The organism is Collinsella sp. OM06-18AC, from assembly GCF_003438785.1.
Classification (GTDB): Bacteria; Actinomycetota; Coriobacteriia; order Coriobacteriales; family Coriobacteriaceae; genus Collinsella.
This window is the reverse complement of sequence record NZ_QSTX01000012.1, coordinates 51,773-77,681: the sequence shown is the minus strand read 5'-3', so window position 1 is coordinate 77,681 and position 25,909 is coordinate 51,773. Positions and strand designations below refer to the sequence as shown.

The 25,909-nt window shown below is 56.7% G+C and carries 21 protein-coding genes and 1 pseudogene; 7 read left to right on the top strand and 15 right to left on the bottom strand.

The features are described 5' to 3' along the window. Nucleotides 1-527: 527 nt before the first annotated feature. Together DXB86_RS10000 and DXB86_RS08200 are read left to right on the top strand one after the other, a co-directional pair. The gene (locus DXB86_RS10000; RefSeq protein WP_156333784.1) at nt 528-677 is read left to right on the top strand and encodes a hypothetical protein; all 150 of its coding nucleotides are present in this window, start codon (nt 528-530) and stop codon (nt 675-677) included. A gap of 107 nt (nt 678-784) precedes the next feature. Then, nucleotides 785-2,146, top strand: a complete 1,362-nt coding sequence (locus tag DXB86_RS08200) for an ATP-binding protein (RefSeq protein WP_117736776.1) — start codon at nt 785-787, stop codon at nt 2,144-2,146. A gap of 278 nt (nt 2,147-2,424) precedes the next feature. On the opposite strand, the gene nifJ is transcribed toward DXB86_RS08200, so the two are convergent. Continuing rightward, the gene (nifJ, locus tag DXB86_RS08195) at nt 2,425-5,964 is read right to left on the bottom strand and encodes a pyruvate:ferredoxin (flavodoxin) oxidoreductase (RefSeq protein ID WP_117736775.1); all 3,540 of its coding nucleotides are present in this window, start codon (nt 5,962-5,964) and stop codon (nt 2,425-2,427) included. Nucleotides 5,965-6,441: 477 nt separating this feature from the next. Further along, the gene (locus tag DXB86_RS08190) at nt 6,442-6,921 is read right to left on the bottom strand and encodes an FHA domain-containing protein (protein WP_187361855.1); all 480 of its coding nucleotides are present in this window, start codon (nt 6,919-6,921) and stop codon (nt 6,442-6,444) included. 443 nt (nt 6,922-7,364) lie between these two features. Between DXB86_RS08190 and DXB86_RS08185 the strand changes: the two genes are divergently transcribed. From DXB86_RS08185 to DXB86_RS09925, 3 genes are all read left to right on the top strand, one after another. Continuing rightward, nucleotides 7,365-8,723, top strand: coding sequence for a radical SAM protein (locus DXB86_RS08185; protein ID WP_117736774.1), 1,359 nt, complete (start codon nt 7,365-7,367; stop codon nt 8,721-8,723). A 169-nt stretch (nt 8,724-8,892) separates the two neighbouring features. After that, on the top strand, nt 8,893-9,096 hold the full coding sequence (locus DXB86_RS09930; protein WP_124785779.1) for a hypothetical protein: 204 nt from the start codon (nt 8,893-8,895) through the stop codon (nt 9,094-9,096). A 30-nt stretch (nt 9,097-9,126) separates the two neighbouring features. After that, entirely contained in the window at nt 9,127-9,306 is a 180-nt protein-coding gene (locus DXB86_RS09925) for a hypothetical protein (protein WP_128620790.1), read from the top strand. Nucleotides 9,307-10,190: 884 nt separating this feature from the next. Here the strand turns inward: DXB86_RS09925 and DXB86_RS08180 are convergent. The 7 genes and pseudogenes from DXB86_RS08180 to DXB86_RS08150 form a co-directional block, all read right to left on the bottom strand. Further along, nucleotides 10,191-11,822 (bottom strand): ABC transporter ATP-binding protein, encoded by a 1,632-nt coding sequence (locus DXB86_RS08180; RefSeq protein WP_055310069.1) that lies wholly within the window; start codon nt 11,820-11,822, stop codon nt 10,191-10,193. 695 nt (nt 11,823-12,517) lie between these two features. Next, nucleotides 12,518-12,784, bottom strand: a pseudogene (locus DXB86_RS10215) (methyltransferase); the annotation flags it as partial. Nucleotides 12,785-13,111: 327 nt separating this feature from the next. Continuing rightward, the gene (locus DXB86_RS08170) at nt 13,112-14,050 is read right to left on the bottom strand and encodes an FHA domain-containing protein (protein ID WP_117736773.1); all 939 of its coding nucleotides are present in this window, start codon (nt 14,048-14,050) and stop codon (nt 13,112-13,114) included. A gap of 3 nt (nt 14,051-14,053) precedes the next feature. Continuing rightward, nucleotides 14,054-15,898 (bottom strand): hypothetical protein, encoded by a 1,845-nt coding sequence (locus tag DXB86_RS08165; protein ID WP_117736772.1) that lies wholly within the window; start codon nt 15,896-15,898, stop codon nt 14,054-14,056. Further along, nucleotides 15,895-16,800, bottom strand: a complete 906-nt coding sequence (locus DXB86_RS08160; RefSeq protein ID WP_117564927.1) for a hypothetical protein — start codon at nt 16,798-16,800, stop codon at nt 15,895-15,897. Before DXB86_RS08160 ends, DXB86_RS08165 begins: the two co-directional genes overlap by 4 nt. Before the next feature lie 244 nt (nt 16,801-17,044). After that, the gene (gene recR, locus DXB86_RS08155) at nt 17,045-17,641 is read right to left on the bottom strand and encodes a recombination mediator RecR (protein WP_117584188.1); all 597 of its coding nucleotides are present in this window, start codon (nt 17,639-17,641) and stop codon (nt 17,045-17,047) included. 13 nt (nt 17,642-17,654) lie between these two features. Further along, complete coding sequence (locus tag DXB86_RS08150) at nt 17,655-17,975, bottom strand: YbaB/EbfC family nucleoid-associated protein (RefSeq protein WP_006235174.1); 321 nt, start codon at nt 17,973-17,975, stop codon at nt 17,655-17,657. 349 nt (nt 17,976-18,324) lie between these two features. Here DXB86_RS08150 and DXB86_RS08145 point away from each other — a divergent pair, with 349 nt between their 5' ends. Continuing rightward, on the top strand, nt 18,325-18,798 hold the full coding sequence (locus DXB86_RS08145) for a hypothetical protein (protein ID WP_117648547.1): 474 nt from the start codon (nt 18,325-18,327) through the stop codon (nt 18,796-18,798). A 21-nt stretch (nt 18,799-18,819) separates the two neighbouring features. Here the strand turns inward: DXB86_RS08145 and dnaX are convergent, their stop codons facing one another. Next, a complete protein-coding gene (gene dnaX / locus DXB86_RS08140) occupies nt 18,820-21,288 on the bottom strand; it encodes a DNA polymerase III subunit gamma/tau (RefSeq protein ID WP_158555304.1) in 2,469 nt (822 codons plus the stop codon). A 116-nt stretch (nt 21,289-21,404) separates the two neighbouring features. Here dnaX and DXB86_RS08135 point away from each other — a divergent pair, with 116 nt between their 5' ends. After that, nucleotides 21,405-22,121 (top strand): hypothetical protein, encoded by a 717-nt coding sequence (locus tag DXB86_RS08135; protein ID WP_117736770.1) that lies wholly within the window; start codon nt 21,405-21,407, stop codon nt 22,119-22,121. A gap of 105 nt (nt 22,122-22,226) precedes the next feature. Here DXB86_RS08135 and DXB86_RS08130 read toward each other — a convergent pair whose 3' ends face one another. The 5 genes from DXB86_RS08130 to DXB86_RS09920 are packed head-to-tail and all read right to left on the bottom strand — an operon-like array spanning nt 22,227 to nt 25,817. Beyond that, nucleotides 22,227-22,886 carry a DUF5028 domain-containing protein gene (locus DXB86_RS08130; protein ID WP_147330833.1) on the bottom strand — a complete coding sequence of 220 codons (660 nt, stop codon included), beginning with the start codon at nt 22,884-22,886 and terminating at the stop codon, nt 22,227-22,229. A gap of 5 nt (nt 22,887-22,891) precedes the next feature. Then, nucleotides 22,892-23,536: an ATP-binding cassette domain-containing protein gene (locus DXB86_RS08125; RefSeq protein WP_089573263.1), complete on the bottom strand. Its 645-nt coding sequence runs from the start codon at nt 23,534-23,536 to the stop codon at nt 22,892-22,894. Beyond that, nucleotides 23,533-24,330 carry a hypothetical protein gene (locus DXB86_RS08120; protein ID WP_147326479.1) on the bottom strand — a complete coding sequence of 266 codons (798 nt, stop codon included), beginning with the start codon at nt 24,328-24,330 and terminating at the stop codon, nt 23,533-23,535. Before DXB86_RS08120 ends, DXB86_RS08125 begins: the two co-directional genes overlap by 4 nt. 38 nt (nt 24,331-24,368) lie before the next feature. Next, a complete protein-coding gene (locus DXB86_RS08115) occupies nt 24,369-25,250 on the bottom strand; it encodes a hypothetical protein (RefSeq protein ID WP_089573265.1) in 882 nt (293 codons plus the stop codon). Nucleotides 25,251-25,304: 54 nt separating this feature from the next. Next, on the bottom strand, nt 25,305-25,817 hold the full coding sequence (locus tag DXB86_RS09920; RefSeq protein ID WP_124785772.1) for a hypothetical protein: 513 nt from the start codon (nt 25,815-25,817) through the stop codon (nt 25,305-25,307). Between the last annotated feature and the right edge of the window lie 92 nt (nt 25,818-25,909).

Below are 25,909 nucleotides of genomic sequence, written 5' to 3'. Positions count from 1 at the left end.
ACGGCCTCGATCTGCTCGACGGGGTTGTTGCCGAGGGCGTTGCCGCCGAGGGCGACGACAATACGATCGGGCTTGCCAAGAGGCTTAGACATTGCTGGAATCCTTTCTGTAAAAGGCCTACAACCCATTAATAACCCGCGTCCGTGCGATACGCGAGTTTATTAAGGTTTATATTCTCTTTATCGCTCATTTTATTCATTTTGAAAATACCTAAGCGGCGAACGGTCGATTTTACCCGCTCAGCGTAAAGAAGCCCAGTTCAGGCATATCTACGCCATTTACGTGCAACTTTATTTAAATAGAGCAGGGATTAGACCAGATTATGCAAACTATATCTTTGCTAAACACAAAACGGACAGCGCAATATCTTACTCGCACTATACGCGATTCTATACATTAATTTGACGAGTATGCACCCCTGCAAAAACATGGGGCTTTTCATCCAACATAAGGGATAGCCGATCGCGCTTCACCCCGCGGCAAGCGACTGCGAGTTCGCAGTATGGAACTTTACCGTCGGCTTCTGCATGAACGCTGCCGACGCCCTTTCGCTCCTGCGCGCCCAAGCAGCCGAGAACGCTAACGGCGCCACTGTCAACCTGGCCACCCTCAACAACGGCGCCGCCAGCCTTTTCGCAAAGTACCGTGCTGGCTCGCTGGCTTTGAGGCCTAAGTGAGCTTTGCTATTTCCCAATTTTTGTATGATTTGGGTCAAATCTATTTGTCAATTTTTGTATGATTATGGGCAAATCTATTTGCCAATTTTTGTCAATGAGGTGTTTTAATGCTACGCCGCAAAGTCACTGATAGGCTTTTGAGCTGGAAGAATAACTCCCATAAGGCCCTGCTTGTTACCGGTGCGCGTCAGATTGGCAAGAGCTATGCGATTCGCGCGTTTGGAAAGAGCAACTACGCTTCGTATTATGAGGTCAATCTGCTACTTGATGCCGAGGCAAGAGACGTACTTGTTGGCGCTAAGAACTCCATTGACTTCATCAACCGTGTGGCCCTTCTTGCGGATGCACCGCTTGTTGAGGGAGATACGCTTATCTTTGTCGATGAGATTCAGGAGTATCCGCAGATCGTTACACTTATGAAGGCGCTGGTCGAGGACGGACGCTTTAGCTATGTCTTCTCGGGGTCTATGCTTGGGACTGAGTTTAAGGGGATCTCTTCTTTTCCGGTAGGGTATGTCGAGCACATTGTTATGCGGCCGATGGATTTTGAAGAGTTTTGTTGGGCAAACAGCGTCAGCGAAAATGTGCTTGCAGATATTCGCAGCCGCCTTGTCGAGAGACGTCCCGTCGAAAACTATATTCATGAGGCGATGCTCAAAAACTTTAGAGCCTATATCGTTTGCGGCGGCATGCCGGAGGTCGTTCAGAACTATATCGATTCGGGCTATTCGCTCGTGAGAACGCGTGAGCTTCAAATTCAGCTAGTCGATCAGTACAAAAGCGATATCTCTAAATATGCATCGACTCGAGCGTTTAACGTTCGCTCCATTTTCGAGCAAATTCCCGTTCAGCTTGAGGCGGAGTCCCATCGCTTTATCGTCTCGTCTCTAGGCGAGGGAGCTCGTCTTCAAAAATACGAGCAGGATTTCCTATGGCTGGTGAACGCAGGCGTTGGATTGATGGTCCCCCAGGTGACGGAGGCACGAAGTCCTCTCAAGAGGACGGAGAAAACGACGGCCTTTAAACTATACGAGTCCGATACAGGTATGCTCGCATCGCGGCATCCCGGCAGCACGGCACGCGCCGTCTACCTTGACATGAAAACCCCCAACCTCGGCGGCCTCTATGAGAACGTGGTCGCACAGGAACTCGTTGCCCTCGGAGCAGATACGTGGTACTACCAAACGCGTGAGGTCGGTGAAGTCGACTTTGTAATCGAAGGTGCCCGCGGGCATGTTGTCCCAATCGAAGTCAAATCGGGCAAGAAAGTTCGAGCACATGCAGCCCTCGACCGTTTGATGAGTGTGGGCGAGTACAAAATTCCCGAGGCCGTTGTGCTGAGCCACGAAAACCTTTGCAAAGAGGGCAAGATCCTTTACGTTCCAATCTATATGACATTCTGTCTCGATGAGTTTATGGAAAAGGACGACCCCAACAACGATTTCTCGTTTGCACCCATATCTCTCTAGGTCATCTGAGTCCGCAACCAGGTCCCCCTCTATGCCCAAAGCAGCGCGTGGTTTCGCGGCAAAGCCGCGAAACAGCGACCGGGATAAAAGGCCCCACCAACCACGCCCCTCGTTCAGCCCCACAATCCGAGGACGTAGTCGTAGCAGGATCTGAGGTCTAACCTTCGCGGACACTCCGCAGGACGAAAGAACCCCCGCCGCACGTAGTGCGCAGCGGGGGTTCTTTCATGTCCGAGGACGTCCGCGAAGGTTAGCCCTCAGATCCTGCGGTGGGAGACCTAGGCCTCGTTGTACACCGTCTTGAGCTTCAGCAGGTGCTGATAGCGGTCCATGGCGGCCTGCTCGTTCTCCTTGAAGAGCTCCTCGGCGCGCTCGGGGAAGGAACGCGTCAGCGAAGCGTAACGGGCCTCGTTCATCAGGAACTCCTGATAACCGCCCGCGGGCTCCTTGGAATCGAGCGAGAACTTCTTGCCGGCAGCGGCCTCGGGGTTGAAGCGGAAGAGGTTCCAGTAACCGCACTCGACAGCCTTCTTCATCTCGGCCTGGCAGTTCTGCATGCCGCCCTTCTTGATGGAGTGCATCTCGCAGGGGCTGTAGCCGATGATGAGGGACGGGCCGTCGTAGGCCTCGGCCTCGTGGATGGCCTTGAGGGTCTGAGCCGGGTTGGCGCCCATGGCGACCTGCGCCACGTAGACGTAGCCATAGCTCATAGCGATCTCGGCCAGGGACTTCTTCTTGGTCACCTTGCCGGCAGCGGCGAACTGAGCAACCTGGCCCAGGTTCGAAGCCTTGGAGGCCTGACCGCCGGTGTTGGAGTAGACCTCGGTATCGAAGACGAAGACGTTGACGTTGTGGCCGGAAGCCAGGACGTGGTCCAGGCCACCGAAGCCGATGTCGTAGGCCCAACCGTCGCCACCGAAGATCCAGAAGGACTTCTTGGTGAGGTAAGCCTTGTCGGCGAGGATCGCCTTGGAAGCGTCGCAGCCGCACTTCTCGAGCTCGGCGACGTAGGCAGCGGCAGCGGTCTTGGAGGCCTCGGCGTCGTTGACGGAGTCGATCCAAGCCTGACCGGCGGCCTTGAGCTCGTTGGACGGACCGTCAGCGGCGATAATCTCCTGCGTAGCAGCGATCAGCTTCTTCTGAACGGCCTCATAGCCAACGGCCATGCCCAGACCGTGCTCGGCATTGTCCTCGAACAGGGAGTTGTTCCACGCCGGGCCGTGACCGTCCTTGTCCTTGCAATACGGAGCGGTGGCAGCGGGGTTGCCCCAAATGGAGGAGCAGCCGGTGGCGTTGGAGATGAACATGCGGTCGCCGGCGACCTGGGTCACCAGACGTGCATAGGCGGTCTCGGCGCAGCCGGCGCAGGAGCCAGAGAACTCCAGATAGGGCTGCTTAAACTGGCTGCCCTTGACGTTGGCCGCGATGAGTTCCTTCTTCTCGGAGACGTTCTCGACCATGTAGTCCCAAACGGGCTGCTGGTCCATCTCCTGCTCGGTGGGAACCATCTCGAGGGCGCCCTTGGGGCAAACCTTGACGCAGTTGGTGCAGCCCATGCAGTCGAGCGGGGACACGGCCATGGTGAACTTCATGCCCTTGGCCTTGGGGCCCATAGCGTCGAGCGTGCGGGTAGCCTCGGGCGCGGCGGCAGCCTCGTCCTCGGTCATCGCGAACGGACGGATGGTGGCATGCGGGCACACATAAGCGCACTGGTTACACTGGATGCACTTGGTCTCGTCCCAGTGAGGAACGACCACGGCGACGCCGCGCTTCTCGTATGCGGAGGCGCCCAGCTCAAACTGGCCGTCGGCGCAATCGGCAAAGGCGGAAACAGGCAGGCTGTCACCATCCATGCGATCGATGGGCTCGAGCAGGTTCTTGACCTGCTGGGCGATGGCGGACTTGGTCTCCTCGGAGAGCTCGACGGGAGCGGCATCCTCGGCAGTTGCCCAGTCGGCCGGAACCTCGAACTTACGGAAGGCGGTAGCGCCGGCATCGATAGCCTTGTGGTTGGCGTCGACGATGGCCTGGCCCTTCTTCATGTAGGACTTGGTAGCCGCGTCCTTCATGTACTGCAGGGCGTCCTCGGCGGGCAGGACCTTGGCCAGCGCGAAGAAGGCGGACTGGAGCACCGTGTTGGTGCGCTTGCCCATGCCGACCTTGGCAGCCAGGTCGATAGCGTCGATCAGGTAGACGTTGACGTTGTTGTTCGCGATGTAGCGCTTAGCCACGGCGGGCATGTGCTCGGCGAACTCCTCGTCGCTCCACTGGCAGTTGACCAGGAAGGTGCCGCCCGGCTTGACGTCGCGGACCATCTTGAAGCCCTTGACGATGTAGCTGGGGTTGTGACAAGCGACAAAGTCGGCCTTGGTCACGTAGTACGGCGAGCGGATCGGGGAATCACCAAAGCGCAGGTGCGAGACGGTGACACCGCCGGTCTTCTTGGAGTCGTACTGGAAGTAGGCCTGAACGTACTTGTCGGTGTGGTCGCCGATGATCTTGATCGAGTTCTTGTTGGCACCGACGGTACCGTCGCCACCCAGACCCCAGAACTTGCACTCGATGGTGCCGGGGGCTGCGGTGTTGGGCGCATCCTCGGCCTCGGGCAGGCTCAGGTTGGTCACGTCATTGACAATGCCGATGGTGAACTCACGCTTGGGCTCGTCCTTCTTAAGCTCCTCGAAGACAGCGAACGCGGACGCGGGAGGCGTGTCCTTGCCGCCCAGGCCGTAACGGCCGCCGACAACCTTGATGCCCGTCTTGCCGGCCTCGTAGAGAGCGGAAACGACGTCCTGGTAGAGCGGTTCGCCGATGGAACCCGGCTCCTTGGTGCGGTCCATGACGGCAATCTTCTTGACGGTCTCGGGGAGAACGTCGACAAAGTGCTTGATGGAGAACGGACGGAACAGGCGAACCTTGACCAGGCCGACCTTCTCGCCGTGAGCGTTGAGGTAGTCGATGACTTCCTCGAGCACGTCGCAGAAGGAACCCATGCACACGACGACGCGATCGGCATCGGGAGCGCCGTAGTAGTTGAACAGGCCGTAATCGGTGCCGAGCTTCTCGTTGATCTTCTTCATGTAGCCCTCGACGACGGCGGGAAGCTCGTCGTAGACCCTGTTGCAGGCCTCGCGGTTCTGGAAGAAGATGTCGCCGTTCTCGTGGCTGCCGCGGGTGTGCGGGTGCTCAGGGTTGAGCGCGTGATCGCGGAAAGCCTGGACGGCGTCCATGTCGCACATCTCGGCCAGATCCTTGTAGTCCCACATGGCGACCTTCTGGATCTCGTGGCTGGTGCGGAAGCCGTCGAAGAAGTTAAGGAACGGGGTCTTACCCTCGATGGCGGCAAGGTGAGCCACCGGCGAGAGGTCCATGACCTCCTGGACGTTGCCCTCGGCGAGCATGGCGAAACCGGTCTGGCGGCAGGCCATGACGTCGGAGTGATCGCCAAAGATGTTCAGGGCGTGGGAAGCGACGCAACGCGCGGAGACGTGGAAGACGCCCGGGAGCTGCTCGCCCGCGATCTTGTACATGTTCGGGATCATCAGGAGCAGACCCTGAGAAGCCGTGTAGGTGGTGGTCAGAGCACCGGCGCCCAGCGAACCGTGAACGGTACCGGCTGCACCTGCCTCGGACTCCATCTCGACGACCTTGACCGGGGTGCCGAAGATATTCTTGCGACCCTGGGCCGCCCACTGGTCGACATGGTCGGCCATCGGGCTGGACGGCGTAATGGGATAGATTCCCGCTACCTCGGTGTACGCATACGAAACATATGCGGCCGCCTCGTTGCCGTCCATAGACTTAAACTTACGCGCCATATACCCCTCTCCTCTCATATAGGTATACAGGCCCCGGCGATCGCCGGGATGTTGGCGTGATGGGATTTTCGCTGTTGCTTCCAATCATCTGGCAGGCAGGCTCAGCAGCAGGTACATGGCGTGGAGAGAAGGCATGCCGAGGCGAGGAGGGCTGCACGCGCTCCACAAGCCCAGCTACCCGTCTTGCACATGACCGAGCGCCGCAAAGGCCGCATGCCGGATGCTCCCGGGCACGCCCCGGCGATGGGAAGCGCCCGCAACGGAAATCCGCATGCGGGTTTATTGTACCCCGCCGTCAAGTGTAATTTCGGCAAATATAGGCGGGCGGTAAAGGTTTACCTTGGGTGACCATCAAGGGCAAAATTGATCCTTCCGTCACCGAGGGACCAAATGGCAGCTGCGGTGAAATAGGAACTGTTTTTGCCGGCCGTAGCCTTAAACAGCCCCTATTTCACCGCAACTTATTTAGGAGATGAGTCAGAGGGCGCCGAGGAGGATGGCGTAGGTTGTGGATTCTCCGAGCTTGAGCTCGTCACCGGGGTTGAGCTGGGCGGAGCGGCCGGGCTCGACCTGGGTGCAGACGTTCGTCGCGTCGTTTACCACCACGGTTCCGTTGGTGGACGACAGGTCCTCAACGTACCAGACATTTTGGTCATCGCACCACACGTGGGCATGGCGAGCCGAAACGTCATCGCCCACATCGGTGATGCCGCCCTCCCCCGTTGCCAGCGCGCCGATCTCGACGCCTTCCTCACTCGGCTGAATCCAGCGCGGGACGCTCACCGCGTAGCCGTTTTGCACGCGCAGCAGTCCCAGCGGATGCGCCGGCGCGACCTCGTGCTCGCCCGACTTGGAACCAAGGCGGGCGTGAGAGCAAACGGCATAGGGAACGAATCTTGCGGATGTACTCCTCGACGTCAGGCAGGTAAGCCCCACGAAGTCACCGGGGAGGCCCAAGCGGCCCGGCACCACTTCCAGATTCTGACCAGGGCGAGTCGTTCGCCGGTGGCTGAAGGCTCGCTCCCACCCAAAAGGGGAGATTCGCGTTGTTCCCCAATCGCTCTCGCATCTTTCATTTTGCTCGAGGTGGGCTATAAAAACTTTCCTGGTGAAAGGCGGCGATTGGTTTCCTTTCTTTCTAGAGGAGCGCGCCTGTAATCTGTTTTCATCCTAAATCAAGTTGAGATCGGACCTTCCAGAGGCAAGTCGACTCAAACTGCGAGGCTCCATGTTGGAATAAAGAGCGCTGTCGAAGTGCCAACAACACAAAGCTTGCCAGTCTCAAATAGAACCTTTTGGGAGTCCGATTGGGCCGCACACCGAATCCCCGCTGGTGGTTTTTTATAGCTGCGTAACAATAAACAAGGTTAGTGCCAGTCCAGCATGAAATTGAGGAACGTATGCATTTTTTCTCAGTAAGTGATCGTCGTTACTGCTTCGATGAGGTCACTCGCAATTGCTTTCAGGTTGACCAAGCATCAGAAGATGCGCTTCGCATATTTGAAGCATCGGGAAGAACGGTCAACTCGAAGTTGCTAACAAAGTCACTTGCTGCGAAAGGCTACGACCAAACGACCATAGCAGAACTTGAAGACGACATTGATGAGTATCAACGATTGTCTGAGCGGACTTTCTTAACAAAAGACACGCCTCGAAAACTTAGATCCATCGAACTCCACGTTTCACATGCATGCAACCTTGGTTGTAGTTACTGTTTTGCCGGTAAAGGAGATTATGGAACGTCTCCTCTGCTGATGACAGACGAGATAGCCTTCAAGGCGGTCGACTACCTCGTCGCAAGTTCATCGGAAAACGAAACGCTTGCAATCGTCTTTTTTGGTGGGGAACCCATGATTAACGAGCCGCTGATATGGAAAACGGTCGACTATTCAAAAAGAATATACCCCAATAGAAACTTTACCTATTCTATTACGACCAACGGAACGCTTTTGAATGACACTGCTGTGAATTCTTTCAAGGAGCACGGGTTTTCTGTTCTGATTAGTCTCGATGGTACAGGATGCAAGCACGATGCATCGCGCCCGTACAAGACGGGAGGCGGCTCTTTCTCCGATATCGACAAAAACGTTCGTCGTTTTTCCGAGTCGTTCCCCTTCGGCGCAAGAGCGACCTTAACAAATAATAACCGTAACCTTGTTGAAGACTATCTTCAGTTTAAAGAGATGGGCTTCAGAAGGATTTACTTCTCGCCCGTGAGCTCATTCGATGAGAATATCAAACTCGACGAACACTCATTAAACAAAATCAGGGCGGGCCTAATAGATTTGGCGGATCAATATCTCAAACAGATTGATCAAGGGGAAAAGCCCTTGTTTAGAACATTGAAAACTGCAGTTGATTTGATTATGAGCAACAGGATCGCCTTTGTCGGATGCGGGGCTGGCAGGCGTTTTATTTCCGTGACTCCCGAAGGGGACGTATACCCCTGTCACAGGTTTGTCGGGATGATGCGATTCAAAATGGGCAACATCGTCACCGGAATTGACGAAACTAGGTATATTGAAAACTGGAGTCAGGGTGTCGAAAAAAGAATTGACTGTACGGACTGTTGGGCTCGGTCTTTCTGTGGTGGGGGCTGTAGCTGGGAGGCTGCAGACGAGCACGGCTACTTGCCCAAGAGTCTACACCCTGCATCATGTGAATATAGAAAAATGTGCTACGAGATGGCTTTTGACCTTATTTCCCGCCACTCATCTTCGCAGGAGAAAAATCAACGAGAAGCTACTGTATCGGAATAAGCGGTTCAGCGCATTGCTGTCACCATTGTGGAGGTGTTCGTTCTTCTGATTACCGTCTGCGAAGCTTATTGCTACGTTCGCCGAAACCATTCTAGAAATATGGTGAACTAGACATCTTGGTTTGTTATACACAATATTGAGGTTTTTCTGCACTCAAAGGGAGGTAGTCGTGAAGCATATTCATCCGATTAATCCAGGAAGTGGCGACGAGGCAGGCGTGAAGCCGATGTCTTTTGACTGCCTCTTGGGCATTACTGACATCTGTACTGTTTATGATAAAGCAGATGGCTGTGGTGCATACGATTACTGCGACTATGACATGGATGGCGGCAGCATCTGCGTTGTAGATCACTGTGGCATTGATCAAACGTAGTCTCTAATTGGATTAAGGTGAGGAGCTGTTATGAAGCATATCCATCCTGTTGGTTCAAATGAACATACTCCCGTTGAGCCTTGTTGTCTTGGAGTTGATATATGCAATTTTTACGACATCGCCGAGTGCCCTGTTGCGGATTGGTGCTATGTCGATAAAGAATCAAGCTGTGTTTTGCCAGCAGATTGGTGCGATCCAGTTGACGAGTAGTTTTTGTGTCTAGGAACTATTTGGTCCAATTCAAAATAAGATGGGGACAAATACCAAAATCTCGTGTCTGGGAGGAGTTATGCCATTATTGCAAGGTCTCGTTGGATTAACCTTTGTACTTGCTTTATATCTGGCACCTTTTTTATTGTTATTCTTCATTATCCGATTCTTTCTTCGGAAAAAATAGGAGTATCACGCAAACATTAGCGTAGCTTTCTTCCAATATGAGCCGAGCATTGGCAAGTGGAATAAGAAGCCCGACCGTTCGTCACATGAAAGTGATCGGACGGGCCTCTCAATTTAACCCGGGCCGCCACCCATAGCGGCTTTCCGGGCGTATTTTCGGTGCAAAGCAATCGTCAGTTTAATCCTATGCGTCGATACCGCATTTCATTTGTTCGGCTCGTATTCTACGGCCTTGTAACCCTCGCACTCTCCGGCAAACGGATTGAACACGAAGGCAGAGATGATGTGTGCGTGGACATCGAGGCTGCTGTAGGCAACATACTGGGGCATGGACCCCCGCTGCGCGTGGCATGCGGCCCGGCATATTCATTGCCGTCCAACCCCGTGTAGTTGCAGCAAAGGGTGGAACCTCAATGCTCAGCTCATGTTGTCCGTGGGACACGAGAATTGTAAGTACACTTTGGTGTGATTCTCACGATGATACTGAGCCACCTGGAATAAGATACGTCGCGACAACACTTCGCTTCACCTCTGTCTCGACAAGACAACGTAGACTAAAGTTTCCTTTAGTAAGAGAATGAGAACTATATCTGAAAGCGTTGCGATGGCGTGAAGGCACCGAGTCCGAACCGACTGAATGCTACGTGCATCTGCATCGCTTTTTTGTTATCTCTGTCAGTTGGGTAGCACTACACTTGTCAGCATTTACCCCGGTACATGCTGCCTAAATCCACTACCCCTTCTACCGCGCCGACCATCTCGTCATCGTGAGAGACAATGATGATCAGCTGGCTTTGCTTGTTGCGCTTAACATAGGCCGCAAGCTCGGCGCGGCTTACAGCGTCTAACCCAGTCGTGGGCTCGTCGAGTACCAAAACTGACGACTTGCGTGAAATCGCCGACCATAAGTACACTCGGCGCAGCTCACCGCCCGAAAGCGCGGAGCAACGTTTCCCGAGCAACTCCTTCACGCTGTTTTCCAGCGAAAGTAGGCCATCTACACCCCGGTGATAGGAAGAAAAGGGCGTGTCGAAATACTCTAACAGCTCTTTCACCGTTTCGTCCGGCGCGAAGCACGACTGTGGGCAGCACGATATCTCTCTCGCACGTATGTAATCCAAGTCGCATTCTTCGATTGGCACGCCGTTGTATTTTACTTTGCCTTTCGATGAGTATAGCCCGAGCATCAAGTAAAGAAGTGACGTCTTGCCTCTTCCGTTTTCCCCAACTATGCAATATGTACCAGGACCGGAAAACTTGAAAGAAAACCCGCCGAGGACCTCTCGGACAGATCCGTCTGGAAGGGCAACCGAGAATTCCAAATCAGATACCGAAATGTCATTTATTTCATCGAGTTTAGCTAAATCGGTCCGATTCCACCCCGATCTCTCCTTTTCTCTCGTCGCGATAGCCGTCCTATCCCATGATGCTTTGGCATCTTGATAGGATTTGAACAATGACATCATACTTTTCAAAGTCTTAAAGAGAACCGCGAAGTATGTACCGATGATAGTGTACTCGCCTATTGACATAGTTCCGTTAATGATTCGTACTCCGGAAACAACAAGTATCACCGCTTGAAACAACGCTGCGAAAAGACCATCGAGCGATGTCAGAGAATATGATAGCTTTCCGGAGCGCAAAACTTTGGGAAAATAGCTCTTAAACCCAGCGTCGAGCGCTTGTTCGCTCTTGCCGTACGAAGATGTCAGTTGAATGTTGAGAATCTGATTAAGCTGCGATGCAATTGCGGCGTAAAAGGCGCTGTCCGCCTCTTTCTTCTCATACGTGACCCTATACAAAAGTTTCCTCAACCCAGTAATTACACAGAAATACACGATGAGGAGAATGATGGAAAACACCGCGAGAGTTGAATCAATTGACCATATGATAAGCAATACGATGGGAATGGCTACAATGGACAGCGGCGCACTGATAAAATTCGCCAAAACGAAGGATGAGACCACGCTAGAGTCGGAAATAATCCGTTGCGTTGTATAGGCTGGATCGATGGTCCGACTCACCAAGTAATCGTCTCTTTCAAAACGCAAGACGGCCTCCCTGAGAAGATCAAAGGAAAGTCTCGTGGTTATGCGAATGGAAAGTGTTCCTGCAAAATAAGTAAAGAGGGTGGAGAAAACTCCTATTGACGCAACCAGGAGCGCGAAGAGTACGGCGTCTCTTTCGCTGCGGTTACCGAGAAGAAAATCTAAGAATTTCCCGTTCACGTATGGCATGGCATAGGAGAGAGCGGTTCCAATCACCGTGATAGCAATGAAGACGAAAGCCCCTTTTGCTCTGATGAACCTCGAGAGAACGCATCGAATCAAGGAAGGCCCCAATCTACCCGCCACAAAACATCAATCACTGATACCTTACACCTCAACACAACAGGAGCGAAGATTTGCCAATGAGACTGCTTTAAGATTGCCTTGGGCCAATACGATCTCAAGCTCTTCCTACAAGAGAGTCGGAATCGGACATCTCCTCCGACGAACCTGGCAATCGGGCGGTTGAAATATCTTTTTCAACCGCCCGATTGCCACAATAGATTTGAGCATCCGCCCACAAACGTCCGCGTTTTATACCCATCAAATCCTTTGCCTTTTGTCGTCTAGACTAGAAAAATCGCTCGAAATAACGCAACCGGCCTGCTCGCTTGAAGAAACCTAAGCCCGTAACGTAGATGTGCAAACTTCCGAAACGCCTTGCGCGGCATAGTGCGTATAAACTTCGTCAACCGCCTCAGAAATATCTGAGTATCGCGCCGGGTCAAAAGCATACGATGTCGCAGCTATACCCTGCACCCATTCGGAACGCGGATTAATTGAATAGCCACACAGCATCATCATACATGCATCTAGACCTGATTTCCCAAGTATCCGACGTATTGATGAGAGCATCGCGGGTCGCCCCCGCACCATCGTCGTCACCCCTATTAGCAGTATTTACCGTTTTTCTCTAAATGCGTATCGCCACCCTTAAGAATACGAAGTGTTTTATCCAGACCCGATTGTCCTCCATCTCAAACGAAGGGATAAGGAATCTCATCCGGAATCGGCAGTAACGGAGGATTCACAACGACAAGCGAAAAACATGAGTCATCTCTCAGAGGGGAGTAAAGGCTCCCCTCAAGCACCCTAGTTTCGTCATCCAAAGAGTTGATGGCAGTGTTTTTCTTACAAAGGTCGACAACAAAAGGGTTGATTTCTACAGATGTTACATCCATGCCACAGTTGGTAAGTATCAGGCCCTGTATTCTGGGGCCAGAACACAAATCGAGAGCCTTCCGTGCGCTCTGCGGTGTAAGGCGCCAATCTCAGCAAATCTGTCCCACAATACTGCGCTGAAGAACAACACGGAACCCCTGAGCCAAACTCCCCTATACCTTATTAAGGCTAAGACAGGCAAGTTCACGCACCCGGCATATTCCAGAATAACATCCTATTGTTTTAGATGCTCTACAAGCATGAACAGCCGCGAATCGGAAAGATCTTCTAGTTTCGCCCCGACTGACCGCCAAGGGCCAAAATGGCCTCTCCATCCCCAGGCGACCGGCTCTGGCGCGCCGAGGAGTGTCCCCAAGTGCCGGCAGAAAAGGAACGTCCTTAACTGCCGGCTAGAGGGCACCGAAGAGGATGGCATAGGTAGTGGATTCGCCGAGCTTGAGCTCGTCGCCGGGATTGAGCTGGGCGGAACGGCCGGGCTCGACCTGAATGCAAACGCGCGTGGCCCCGTTTACCACCACGGTTCCGTTGGTGGACGACAAGTCCTCGACGTGCCAGATATTTTGAGCATCGCACCAGATATGGGCATGGCGGGCCGAGACATCGTCGCCGACGTCGGTAATATCGCCCTCACCAGTGGCCAGCGCGCCAATCTCAACACCCTGCTCACTCGGCTGAATCCAGCGCGGGGCGCTCACGACAAAACTGTTTTGCACGCGCAGCAAGCCCAAAGGGTGCGCCGGGGCGGGTTCGCGTTCGCCCGCAGTCAGCGACATGCCAAGCGAACGCGGCGTGGATGTGCCTCCGCCGCAGGTCGCGTTCGCGTAGTCGATGGCATAGTTCACCGAGGACCGCACATCCGCCGAACAACCGACGGCGACAAACAGCACCAGCACGACCTCGGCGCGCTCGGCGGGCATGAGTTCCGCCGCCTGGGACAGGCGATCGAGCGCGTTGCGATAGAGATTCGTGTCCTGGTGGCACTCTTCGAGCGCGCGTACCATCGGTTCACCTGCAGGACCGCACACCATATTGATTACAGCCGTGGGGTCCATGGGGTTGCGCTGGCGCAGGGCCAGTTGCGACATAATACGCGCAGCCGAGGTACCGTATTCGGCAAAGTAGCGCTGCTGAAGCGTGCCGACCGGCGCGCGAACGATAAAGCGGGAAACCCAAGAGCGATCGGCGGCTCGGCTCTGCGGGCTGCGGCCGTCGGCGAGCGGACGGGACGAAAGCACCAAGCCGCACAGCTCGATATGGCTCAGATGCGCTGCGCGCTTAAAGATGTCAAACATGGCCCCGCATGGGGTGAGCTCAACTTGAGATGCCATGACCTAGGCCTCCTTGGTCGTAGAAATAGAATCGGACGATACTTCGACAGGTCCGCCAAAAGTACGGACAGCTGCGGCTCCACCGGCAAGCGGAGTCGCCATCTGGGCTTTTGTGCGTCGCGGTGCCGAAACGGGAAGTTCAAAGGCAAAGCCCATCGCAAGCAAAAACCACGTAAGCGTATAGGTTGCAACCAGAGCGGCAACAAGGCCGCCCATCACGGCGCGTTGGGAAAATACGCTACATGCAGCCACAACCAGCACCGGAACCTCGCAGGCAGAAAGCGCAAGCACACCCTGCAGGAAGCCCGAGCGCCGATCGCGCGCAAGTGCCCCCGCGGCAACGCCGGCTATGCCTGGCAGCGCCAACGCCAGTGCGGCAATAATACCCGGTAGCGACCCAGACCACACGAGCGATCCCAAAGTCGCCGTCACGCGAGCGCCCGACGCCAGCAGCGCGGCCGAAACCACGACCACAGCCCAAACCACGCCACAGACGACCGTCGCGCCGACCATCAGCGCGCGACGAACCGCGCGGCCAGACGCATCCATGGGGCACGGCGTGAGCGGCTCGCCGCGGAGCGAACGACCGACATTTTGCGCATAGTGGTCACAAAACGCCGAGAGCGCCGCCTCGACCGCCGCCGGCTCGGGACGATCTTTTTGATGGCTGGACAGACAGGCCATCACCACGTCGAACAGCTGGGCATCGACAAACGCCAGCGCATCGCGTAGCTCCTCGGAATCCGGCTCAAGCCCCAGCTGCTGGGCCTGCTCGGCCGCAGCGAGCGCCACATCGGGCTCACGACGAAGCAGCTGAGTCAAATCGCAACCGGGCGCATGGGCACCAATGGGATAGTCGGGCAGCGTGTCCATCTTGAGACGGTAGGGGCTGGCGATGTCGCGCGTCTTTTTGCGCGAACCCGAGGTGCCCGAAGTGCTCGGCGCGGCTTCGTATGGCGCGGCGCCGGCAATGAGCTCGTAAACCGTGCTTGCTGCGGCATAGACGTCGATCGCCGGCGACATACGCAAAGCGCGCAGGTCGGGAATATCGTCGGTGAGCATCTCGGGCGGGGCATAGGCAACCGTCGCGCGACGCAGCGTGGCATAGCGCTCCGTAAACGACGCCTTGCCGCCGGTACCGGCCACGGCCGACGCAGGCTCAAGCGCCAGCGACGAGCCAAAGTCGATCAGGCACAGGTCAAAGGTGCCCTCGGCAAGCTGCCGGTCAAGCGGTAGACGCGCCGTACGCACCATAATATTAGCGGGCGAGATATCGCGATGGACAAAGCCCTCGCCCACCAGGCTCATACGGCAGAGCAGATCGAACAGGTCGCGACCCAGACGCGCCGCCACAAGCGGCGATAGGCGGCCGGCATCGTCCACGGCAAAGCGCGAGCGCAAGCGGGCGAGCGTCTCGCCCTCGACCCATTCCATGACAATTGCAGGCACACCGTCGACCTCGCCCCAGCCATAGAGGCGGGGAAAGCCCTTAAGGCCCGAAAGGGCGCGATGGCATTCGTATTCCTCGCGAAACGCCGCTTTGAACTTGGCGACCAGCGCCTCATGGGCGGCGGCATCGTCAAACTCATCGCACGTTGGCAAGATGAGCTGCTTGAGTGCCACGGCCTCGCCTTGGGCGTTGACGGCACGCGTCACGCGGCCGATACCGCCACGGCGCATGGTGGCATCGTCGGCAAACAGTATCGTAAAACGACGCAGATAGGCAGGCAGTTCGTCCTGACCGAGCGCAATGGCCGGCTCAAACCCGTCGACACGCGCCAGGCGCAGGCCGACCATGGGATCGCGACCGAGCGATTGTGGTGTGGTGGATGCAAGATCGGTCATCATAGGGCAAGCGCCGCCACGTTATTGTTGAAGTTACCGAGCGCGACGTCATCATCGCCGTAATGGCCGACCCATTGACATAGGTTGGTGTAACAGCCCCACAGATTGGCATACTGCTGATACCACTTTGACCGGGGCGAGAATGTCTGACGACCGAACTCGGCTCGAATGACAAACATCTCCCCGACCAGGCTGTCGCACGGCCTGGGATCTCCCGTAGAGTTATAGGTCGAGACCACGTCATTGGCACGAGAAACATAGCCGTCGAGCATGTTGTACTTGGTCACAAGCCAGCTGTGAATGCTCTCTTCCTCAGCAGCGGAAAGGCCACCGGAGTTTGCATCGTTGTCAGTGTTGCCGCCCGTCGAGCCGCCGTTTCCAGACCCTCCGGCAGAGGAACCCGACCCAGAGCCACCGCCCGAACTCGACGAATCCGAGCCGGAGCCAGAAGTATCCGAGCTACCGGGCTTTCCGGACTGCTGGGCGTCCTGCTCCTTCTGCTGCTCGACCTTATTCACCGTTGCCGCCACGCTATTGTTGGACAACCGATCGATGATCTTGGTGTTGGTGAGCACGATGGTTTTGCCATTGGCAAGCGTGACTTCGTTGTCCGGGGCCTCGGCGCCGTCCGCGTCGCCGGTGCCAAACACAATATGCGCGACCACACTTGCCCAAGCATATCCAGTCGTGGTCCCCAGGTCACTTTTGACCTCATGCCCCACGCGCGGTTCGCGTGCGGCATGTGCCTGCATCATGGACGGCACGGTCATGCCATAGGCAGAAACGCCAGCTATGACCAGCACCAGCGAGCAAGACAGCAGTGCGTACGCCCGCGGCGCCAAGCCCAGTCGGCGTCGCATGCGCACCGCGGCGCCGCGCTTTGTCTGAGTGCCACCGGGCCGCATGCGTTCTCCTCCAACAAAAACACGCCGCTCGGGAGCGGCGCATTCATTCGAATCCATATTTGAGTGTATCAGCGAACCCAAAAGGTTGCGCAACGAATGGGCAAATTAAGGATGCGAGTGGAAGCATCCATGCGATAAGCGGATACAAAGCATCTTTGTTGCACAACAAACTTACAGTCGCACGGGGAATTATGACTACCCCGTGCGTCGCGATGAAGACATACGGCAGGAGCAGGCTCGCCACCTAAATCGTGCGACGGGCCTCGATGGCGCGCCCAAGCGTAAGCTCGTCGGCATACTCCAGGTCGCCGCCCACGGGAAGGCCGCTCGCCAGACGCGACACCTCAACGCCCAGCGGCTTGATAGTGCGGGCCAGGTAGCTCGCCGTGGTCTCGCCCTCGATATTGGGGTTGGTGGCGATAATGACCTCGGTGATATCCTCGTGCCCCAAGCGCGCCAACAGCTCACGAATGTGCAGCTGCTCGGGGCCAATCTTGTCCATGGGACTGATCACGCCGCCCAATACGTGGTAGAGACCATGGTAGCTGCCCGTGCGCTCAATCGCCTGGACATCGCGCGGCTCGCCCACCACGCAAATGCGAGTGGTATCGCGCATCGAATCCTGGCAGATGGAGCACTCGTCGGCCGTGGCGTAGTTAAAACAGCGGCTGCAAAAGTGAACCTCCTGCTTAACCTCCAGGATGGCCTCGGCCAGGCGACGCGCTTCCTCGGCATCGGCCTCGAGCAGGTAATAGGCGATGCGCTGAGCCGACTTGGGGCCAATGCCCGGCAGGCGGCCCAGCTCATCGAGCAATTTTTGCAGGCTATGGTTGGCACTCATATATATGCGCGTCTTAGAACGGCATGCCCGGGATGTTGAGGCCGCCAGTGATGGCGCCCATCTGCTTGTTGGCGAGCTCGTTGACGCCGCGAACGGCCTCGTTGACGGCAGCCATGATCATGTCCTGCAGCATATCGACGTCCTCGGGATCGAGGGCATCGGGGTCGATGGTGAGGTTGACGAGCTCCATCTCGCCGTTAACGGTCACCTTGACCATGCCGCCGCCGGCAGAGGCGTCGACGGTCTGGGACTTAAGGTTTTCCTGCGCGGCGGCAAGCTGCTCCTGCATCTTGCGAGCCTGCTTCATCATCTGCTGCATGTTCATACCGGCCATGATGGCTCCTTTACGTGCGGCCGCGCGACAAGCTGCAAGGGCAGCCGGAGCGCGACGGGACTTTCAAACTCAAAAATCGTACCACGGCGCGGGGCAAGCAAGCGGGGCGGACACGCTACCTCAGTCGATATACATGTCCTCCAATACAAACCACGCCCAAGATTATGCAAGGTCGAATTATGCAAGGTTGCATAATTATCTCAAGCTACATCTAGCAGAGCTGGAACCAGGCAGTTTATGCGTAGGGCTACAAGGCTACATGGCAAAATGCCGAGCCGCTGCTCGAGGCGGCACGCATGGCGGCTGGGTATAATTTGATTGTCATAGATGACGATTTGGAGGTGCCCTCGTGAATGTCCCAGCCGTACTCCAAAACATCCGCTCAAAACACCCCGTTGCATATGTGGTTCTCTATCTCTTTGTCGTCTGGGTATTACTGGTTATCATCACCCATGCCATAGCTTTTGGAGCAGAACTGCTGATAGCCAGCTCGGACCAGCCCGTCGTCAAATGGGAGACGACCGATGAATGCACCGACGGAACCCGAACCATTTACTACAACAGCCCGTCCCTCTACCAAGAGTTCAAGGTCAAGATAAAGGACTCCAAGATTGTCGATGCCGAACTGGGCTCTTTATTTACAATCGGAGCAACCGTCAACGCCGAGCAAGTCGAGTACACGGACAGCCATGCGACGTATCGTATCGACCTCAGCATCCTAGGCCGACCGTCACGCGCCTGTCTGCTCGAATGCGATATACGCGGCACCACGTTGCACATGTCCGAAATACAGATGCGCCCGGGCAAGGGGTTCTCTTCTTGAGCAGTATACCCGCCTGCGCAGCTACTCCACCGGCTTGAAGATGGTGGACTGGCCGAAGACGCTGCGGATGAGGGCTTTGGCCTCGTCCTCGGTCTGCGGGATGCTCGGGGCTGCGCCCTGGTGGCCGAAGGGGCTGCCGGCGCCGGGGTTGGACTCCCAAGGGGCAGCGGGGGCGTCCTCCTCTTTGGGGGCGGTTACAGCGGGCTTGGACGCGGGCGCCGCACCCGGCACGTCGAACGGAGGAAGATCGTCCCCGCCGGCATCGGCAGCAAAACCACCAACCATGGCATCGTCGTAGGGCACCCGCTCGGATTCCCACGGCGCAGACGACGCAGCAGGCTGAGATTTGGGAGCGGCAGAGCGCTCGGGCGCACGGGGCGCGGGCTCAGTCGGGAGCTTACCCGTGGCAGGAGCGCCGGCGGGGTTGTCGGAGCGTAGCCAGGGGGCTTTGCCCAGGTCAGACGACTTGGGCGCGGGCGAGGCGGGCTTGGGCGCGGGTGTCGGAGCAGCCGGTTTGGCCGTGACGGGCTTAGGCGCCGACGGGGTCGGTGCCGCTACCGGTGCTGCTTTTGGCTGCATCGCGCTGGCGCTCGAGGATGCAGGGGCCGCCGAGGACACGGGTTGCGGGTCCGCAGATGCCGCAGCCCGTGCAGATGGAGAATGCTCCTCATGTTGAGGAGCCGGCGTGCCACCCCCATCCAGGACATAGTCGACGGTGCGACGACCGAAGACCGCGCAGACCGTCGGCAGGACCACCGACTGCGTATCGGCGCGACCGAGCATCTTGATGGCAAAGGTCGAGCCCGCAGGGAACGAAACGGTGAGTTTGGAGCCGTCGTCGGCCGTGGCGCGGGCGTTGAGCAAAAGCCCTGCGTAGGAAGCCTGACGCGCCTTGACACGCTCGACAACCTCGGCCCATTTGCGCTGCAGCTCTCCGGCATCCTCGACCGCGGGGGTCTCGGCGGTGCCGGCGGCAGCAACCTGGGCGGCATTGCTGGACTGGGGCTTAGGCGCCGGAGCGGTGGCAGGCGCGGGGGCCGCAACGGGCTGAGGCGTCGGAGCCGGCGCAGACTGAGGTGCAGGCGCTGCAGGCTTGGAAGCTGACGCGGGCGCAGGCTGAGCCGCCGGAGCGGCAGCACCACGGTCCCAAGGCATACCGCCCTGGCGCGCGGACATACCAGCGGGGGCAGCGGATGCCGCCGGAGCGGCAGCACGGGCGCCCGAAATGAGCGTCGGCTGCTGGGCAGCAGCGGATACGGATGCTGCAGGCGCGGCGGCCTGAGCAGCAGCCACGCTCGCCGGTACCGCTGCATTGGCAACCATGGCCTCCAGACGTGCCATGCGCTCGGCCAATGCCTCAATCGTTAAATCAGCCTCGGGACGTGCCAGACGCGTGCAGGCAATCTCGAGCACCAGGCGCACGTCGCTCGCGCCCCTCATCTCCAGTGCGGCATCGTCGAGCACTGTCAGCACACGGGCCAGGCGGTCGGCAGGATGCTCGCCAAAGGCAGCGGCCTCGGCAGCAAGCGCCTCGGCCTGCTCGGAGCCGCCCTCAAACAGCTCAGCACGGGCACCGGCAACGCAGGCAACGTACACGTCACGCACATGCGCCACCAGGTCGCGCGTCAGCTCCAGCAGGTCGTTTCCTTCCTCGACCTGCGCACGAATCAGTCCATAGAGCTCGGCAACATTGCGATCGGCAATGGCGCGGGAAAACTCGCCCAGAATCTGGTCCGAAACCTCGCCCAAAAGCGAGCGGGCATCGTCCGCATGCACAGCGCCGTTGCCAAAAACGCTCAGCTGCTCCAGCGTGGACAACGCGTCGCGCATGCCGCCCTTGGCATGGCGCGCCACGATAGCGAGCGCCTCATCGTCGTAGTCGAAGCCCTCCTGCTCGCACACGTATGCCAGGCGATGCTCAATATCCTCGTTGCCGATACGATGGAAATCGAAACGCTGGCAGCGCGAGAGGATGGTCTCCAGAATCTTTTGCGGGTCGGTGGTGCACAGCACAAAGATCACGTGCGCCGGCGGCTCCTCGAGCGTCTTGAGCAGCGCGTTAAACGCCGCCGTTGTGAGCATGTGGACCTCGTCGATGATATAGATCTTGTACTTGCCGCGCACCGGGGCAAAGTTGACGGAGTTGATGATTTCCTCGCGCACATTGTCCACGCCCGTGCGGCTTGCGGCATCGAGCTCGTAGACGTCCGGATGGTTGCCCTCGGCGATGAGTTCGCACTCCTCGCAGGTGCCGTCGGGCATGCAGCCGCTTGCTCCCTCGGCGCGCGCCGCCTCGGCATTGCGGCACAGCAGCGCCTTGGCCAGAATGCGCGCCATGGTGGTCTTGCCCGTGCCGCGCGGTCCGCAGAACAGGTAGGCGTGGGACAGGCGCCCCTCGGTGATGGCGTGCTCGAGCGTCGAGACGATATGCTGCTGGCCCACCACGGAGTCGAAGGTGAGCGGGCGATACTTTCGGTACAACGATTCCATGGGTGCTCCCCCGGGTATACTGAGTCTTGTTGCCGCGGCGGCCATGCGGTCGCACGGCATACTGCATTCCATAATAACCCGTACGGCGAGCCCGCCGCGATAGGAGTCCAAAGAGCATGGCAGACGCAGAGAGCAACCTCATTCCCTCCGAAGCAGCCGACCAAGTCGAGGTCGCGCTCGAGGCGCAGGCCGCGGCCGATGACGGCATTCTGTACCTCAACGAGTATCAGTACGAAAACGACCTCGTCACCGACTTCGCCCGCCTGGTCGCCTCGCCCAGGCGTCGCGGCTCGCTGTATGTCGCCGCGGCAATTGCCGCGCTCATCGGCATCGGCATGCTGGTGGCCGGCGGCAACTGGATCAAGTTTGGCGTCGTCTTGATCGTATTCGGCGCCTTTTTGGCCTGGTGGAGCAAAAACCTGCACCACACCCTCGCCCGCGACTTTATCGACGCCGTTGAGGCCGACGAGTCCATGGGTGGCCGCTATCGCCGCGTCGCCGCCAACGAGGACGGCCTGATGGTTTGGGGCACGAGCGGCAAGTCGCAGTTCTTCCCGTTTGAAAAGCTCGACCACGTGCTCGACGGCGAGCGCATCTTTGTGGCCATGTTCGCCGACCAGGGCGTGACGATCCCTAAGGACACCTTTGTCCGCGGCGATGCCGAGCAGTTCGGTCCCTTCCTTAAGGCGCGCATCAACAAAAAACTCCGCATCGAGACCAAACGCAAGAAGATGAAGGCAGAAAAGGCCGCTGCCGAAGCAAAACAGGGCGACAAGCCCCAGGAGACCAAGGGCAAGCAGCGCAAGCAGAAGAAGAGCAAGAAGAAGCGGTAGGCCGGCCGACACCGAAGGCGCCTCGTCCCGCGCCCGATTCCGGGCCGGGGCGCCTGGAATCGGGCGCGCGTACCGCCAATGGACCCGTTTTGCCTTGCTCTCGAGCTATTTCACTTCAAACCTTAAGAGCTTCCGCTCCGGCAGATCGGTCATCTTCATCGTGTAAGTCCCGGGAAATGCTTTCTCAAAACGGACGGTCTCGTAACCTTCGAAATAGTCGTTGGTGTTCTGCATCATAAATGGGACGAGCAACTCGTTTTCTGCCCCAACCTCCACGGCAAACGCAGCAGAGCCGCCAAGGACCGGCATGGCTTGCGTTATCAGATCGGTATTGACTACAAAATCATAGTTTGGCGCAGACTCCGGAACCAGATGCCAAACATACGCTTTGATTCCACCGTCGATATTATCCCTATTTCTGACACGCATCTTTACGGCGATAACGCACGTGATGTCGGCATCCTTCAGTCTCGTTTTCGTATCCACGGTGCCATATTTTGAATAATCGTCATGTGCTCGTTTGAGATACTCGCGCGGCGTGAGCAACTCTGCCCCGTCTATGCAAAACGAATACCCATCAGTCACCACATCCTTCGACCCCAGAAACGCTCCATCCATCGAGAGCCATTCGCCCTCCGCGTAATATTTCTCAGGAATGACCGTCCGGTTCCCGTTAACGACGCTCACCCTCATGCCCGCAAGGCCGGCAGCAGCACAGCAAAAAAGCGCGAGCGCCGATCTTCTCGTCCACAGGGTCTTCTTCATCGCGCTCACGACCTTTCCCGAACTTTCACAACGGCACCGTCGCGCATGCAGTAAACCCGATCGGCCAGTTCCTCGAGCACCTCTCCGTCATGGCTGGACAGAAGGACCTCACGACCCGTTGATGCCGCCATCGCCACAACGCGCTTGAGCATTTCAACGCCCGCTTCGTCGAGGGCATTCGTTGGCTCATCGAGAACAAGCAGCTTCGGCTTCTCCATAATTGCCGCAGCTATCCCCAGACGCTGCTTCATCCCAAGCGAGTATGCTCGGAACTTCTTTTTTTCGTCTGCATCGAGCCCCACGAGCCGCAGGGCAGAGCGAATGTCCTCGGGGGTGGCAACGCCCTTGATCTGAGCGATGAGCTTCAGATTGTCGTAGCCAGACAGATATCCCAAAAAGGAAGGCGCCTCGATCAACATCCCCAGACTCGGCGGGAACGAGATGTCCGCCCCAAGCCTTTGGCCATCGATAGAGATTTCGCCTTCGGTAGGCTTGATCAACCCGCAAACCGCTCGCATGAGCATGGTCTTACCCGAACCGTTTATCCCCTGAAGCCCGACCACAGTCCCAGGGTCAACCTCGATGGACACGTTGCGCAGGACATCGTTTTTACCCATGCGCTTCGATACGCCCCTTACGATCACACTCATATCTTGTCCCCCTTTTCTATAAGGTCGGCCCTTCGAAACCACAGTCCACCCAACGATAGGCATAACGACATAAGCCCAATTGATGACAAGACACTCGAGCCCGCCGCGATTCCCTCTTTGACAATTCCACCCCAGCGCAACAGCATCAAGGCGTTACCCAATAGCGCCCAATGTCGTGCATATGCCGAGCAGATCAGGTAGCTCATTAAAACCACAAACGAGACTGACGACCCAAGCACAAACCCAACCGCTGCCTGCGCAAACGCAAGCGCCTCAAAAGCAAATAAGAGACCTATGAAAAACGGCAGCGCATCTGCCTCGGCAGCTTTGAGAAACCACGGCGCCAAATTAGCCAGTTGAAGCGACTCACCATGAATGACCGCGCTGAACGAGGAGCTCACCACCAAGCTCCAAATCACAACAGAGCAAACCACCACGAGCAGTGAAAATGCCGTTACTGCCGCCACCAAGATAAAACGCGAGACCCACCAAAGGGTTCTTGCCCGGCATCGAACAAGCGCTTGCAAACCAAACCCGTGCAACGATTCGGTCGGATAGTCGAGTGTTGTATAGAGAATAAGCAGAATGAGAAATAGCCATCCTAGCGGAGGCACAAACATGACCCCGGGCCTAGGCTCAAACGGAGCAGATCCGGCAAACACGAGCGCAAGATTATCCGCAAACCCCAAGGTATCCGTTCTAACCCCATACACAGAAGACAATCCGTAGGCGTACACCAAGTTCGCAACGGTCACTGCCGCAATTGCAATAAAAGTGATGATGTTCTTCTTCAAAACGGTCCTCAGGTCCGCGGCGACCAGCCTAAACAGCATCAGACCACCTCGCGTCTTTTCCACGCCCCAGAAAAAGCCAACGAAGCAAGGGTCAATAATATGATTTCCGCAAAACCGGCTCGAATGTCTGGCCAGTTATTCAGCGATTCCGACCTGATGCTGTTGAGGATATTGCAGTTAAACCCCACACAAGCCATTACGCCGAAGATCCAGCCATTTGCAAAATGCCACGCAACCATTAGCAGATACGGGACAATTATCGCTTTGATTCTGCTACGAAACAAAATTGAGAAGCCAGTTACAGCCATGGATAAAGTCCCGAGCGTGACAGCATCGAACAGCGTGTATGCGAGCACATATGACAAAGGATGCGAATAAAATAGACCGGAGAAGTAGCTATGCAGGTAAAGTCCTACGTAAGTCGACTCATCGACCCGAGGAAGATACGCAGGAAAAAGCATCGAGACGATCAGGAAATTGACGAGCAGAGGAATGGCAGTCACTGTAAACGCGGAGAGGAAAGCAGACAGCATCTTTACGTTCACGTACGCCTTTCTGGAAACGCGCGTGCATATCTGCATGTCATAACCACTCAAACGCTCAAAGAGACACGACCAAGATCCAGCCAACATTGCAAGCAGGGGCAGTGCATAGAAAAACACCGACGCAGACAGTGGCGCGTTCGCGCTCACAACAATCCAGTTACCGAAGCTGCTTTCACGTGTTTGACCGAGATAATTTTCGGCTTGCACGCCAACGCCGTAACCAAAAGAAAGAAGGTTGTGGCGCTCTTTTTCCAAATTTGCCCACGGCTCCAGCGCGGCAGCTATTGCAACTGCGACCGCAATCAAGAGAGCAAGGATAAAAGCTGGACGTCTAATCGTTTTCGACAGTTCGTATCTTGCGAGCTTTTGGTTCATACGTCCTCCTCCCCCTTCCGACCCAGAAAGCCGGAAGGGAGCCATTTCAAACAACTATGCGGGAAGCTTGTGGAAATGCCCGACGCAGTCGGGGCTCCATACGCCAATAACAGTGCCGTAGCCAGACTCCGCCCATGCAGTCAGTCGCGCCGCAGATCGCCCGTTCTCACGGACGAGGTTATACATTTCCCACTGTCCCTTGTGATTCGAACGATACGTTCCCTGAGTACAATTCATGCTGCCGCTACCGCTTGTGTTATACGCACCGTCTGTATATAACCGAAGCGGATTTCCCGTATGGCCCTGGATATCCAGATAGAGCGATGAGGAATCATCCTTTTGACGGTAGCCAGTTGCACTCGTCCCGGCACATTGAAAACTAAATGCCTTATCGGCATTGTTCGTACAGGTCGTAATTCCCGTATCGGCGTTTTGAGTAATGCTGGAAACCTGAGAGGTGTCAAACTCCTCTTGTGCAAACGATGCAGCGGGAACCCCTAGGGACAGACCAGCTGCAATCACCAAGCCGACTCCGATTCGAGCAATAGCGCTCCTTGGCTTAATCATGGCCTTCTCCAATCAAAAGCGGTTAACAATGCGTCGACGCACGGCAACCTTCGCATGAATAGAGAAAGATGTCTGTAAACACCCGCTATTGA

Excerpts from the sequence above, each read along its gene's own strand:
- DXB86_RS10000 (WP_156333784.1), top strand. The coding sequence starts at position 528 with ATGAACGCTGCCGACGCCCTTTCGCTCCTGCGCGCCCAAGCAGCCGAG.
- DXB86_RS08200 (WP_117736776.1), top strand. The coding sequence starts at position 785 with ATGCTACGCCGCAAAGTCACTGATAGGCTTTTGAGCTGGAAGAATAAC.
- nifJ (WP_117736775.1), bottom strand. The coding sequence starts at position 5,964 with ATGGCGCGTAAGTTTAAGTCTATGGACGGCAACGAGGCGGCCGCATAT.
- DXB86_RS08185 (WP_117736774.1), top strand. The coding sequence starts at position 7,365 with ATGCATTTTTTCTCAGTAAGTGATCGTCGTTACTGCTTCGATGAGGTC.
- DXB86_RS09925 (WP_128620790.1), top strand. The coding sequence starts at position 9,127 with ATGAAGCATATCCATCCTGTTGGTTCAAATGAACATACTCCCGTTGAG.
- DXB86_RS08170 (WP_117736773.1), bottom strand. The coding sequence starts at position 14,050 with ATGGCATCTCAAGTTGAGCTCACCCCATGCGGGGCCATGTTTGACATC.
- DXB86_RS08165 (WP_117736772.1), bottom strand. The coding sequence starts at position 15,898 with ATGATGACCGATCTTGCATCCACCACACCACAATCGCTCGGTCGCGAT.
- DXB86_RS08160 (WP_117564927.1), bottom strand. The coding sequence starts at position 16,800 with ATGCGGCCCGGTGGCACTCAGACAAAGCGCGGCGCCGCGGTGCGCATG.
- recR (WP_117584188.1), bottom strand. The coding sequence starts at position 17,641 with ATGAGTGCCAACCATAGCCTGCAAAAATTGCTCGATGAGCTGGGCCGC.
- DXB86_RS08150 (WP_006235174.1), bottom strand. The coding sequence starts at position 17,975 with ATGGCCGGTATGAACATGCAGCAGATGATGAAGCAGGCTCGCAAGATG.
- dnaX (WP_158555304.1), bottom strand. The coding sequence starts at position 21,288 with ATGGAATCGTTGTACCGAAAGTATCGCCCGCTCACCTTCGACTCCGTG.
- DXB86_RS08135 (WP_117736770.1), top strand. The coding sequence starts at position 21,405 with ATGGCAGACGCAGAGAGCAACCTCATTCCCTCCGAAGCAGCCGACCAA.
- DXB86_RS08130 (WP_147330833.1), bottom strand. The coding sequence starts at position 22,886 with ATGAAGAAGACCCTGTGGACGAGAAGATCGGCGCTCGCGCTTTTTTGC.
- DXB86_RS08125 (WP_089573263.1), bottom strand. The coding sequence starts at position 23,536 with ATGAGTGTGATCGTAAGGGGCGTATCGAAGCGCATGGGTAAAAACGAT.
- DXB86_RS08115 (WP_089573265.1), bottom strand. The coding sequence starts at position 25,250 with ATGAACCAAAAGCTCGCAAGATACGAACTGTCGAAAACGATTAGACGT.
- DXB86_RS09920 (WP_124785772.1), bottom strand. The coding sequence starts at position 25,817 with ATGATTAAGCCAAGGAGCGCTATTGCTCGAATCGGAGTCGGCTTGGTG.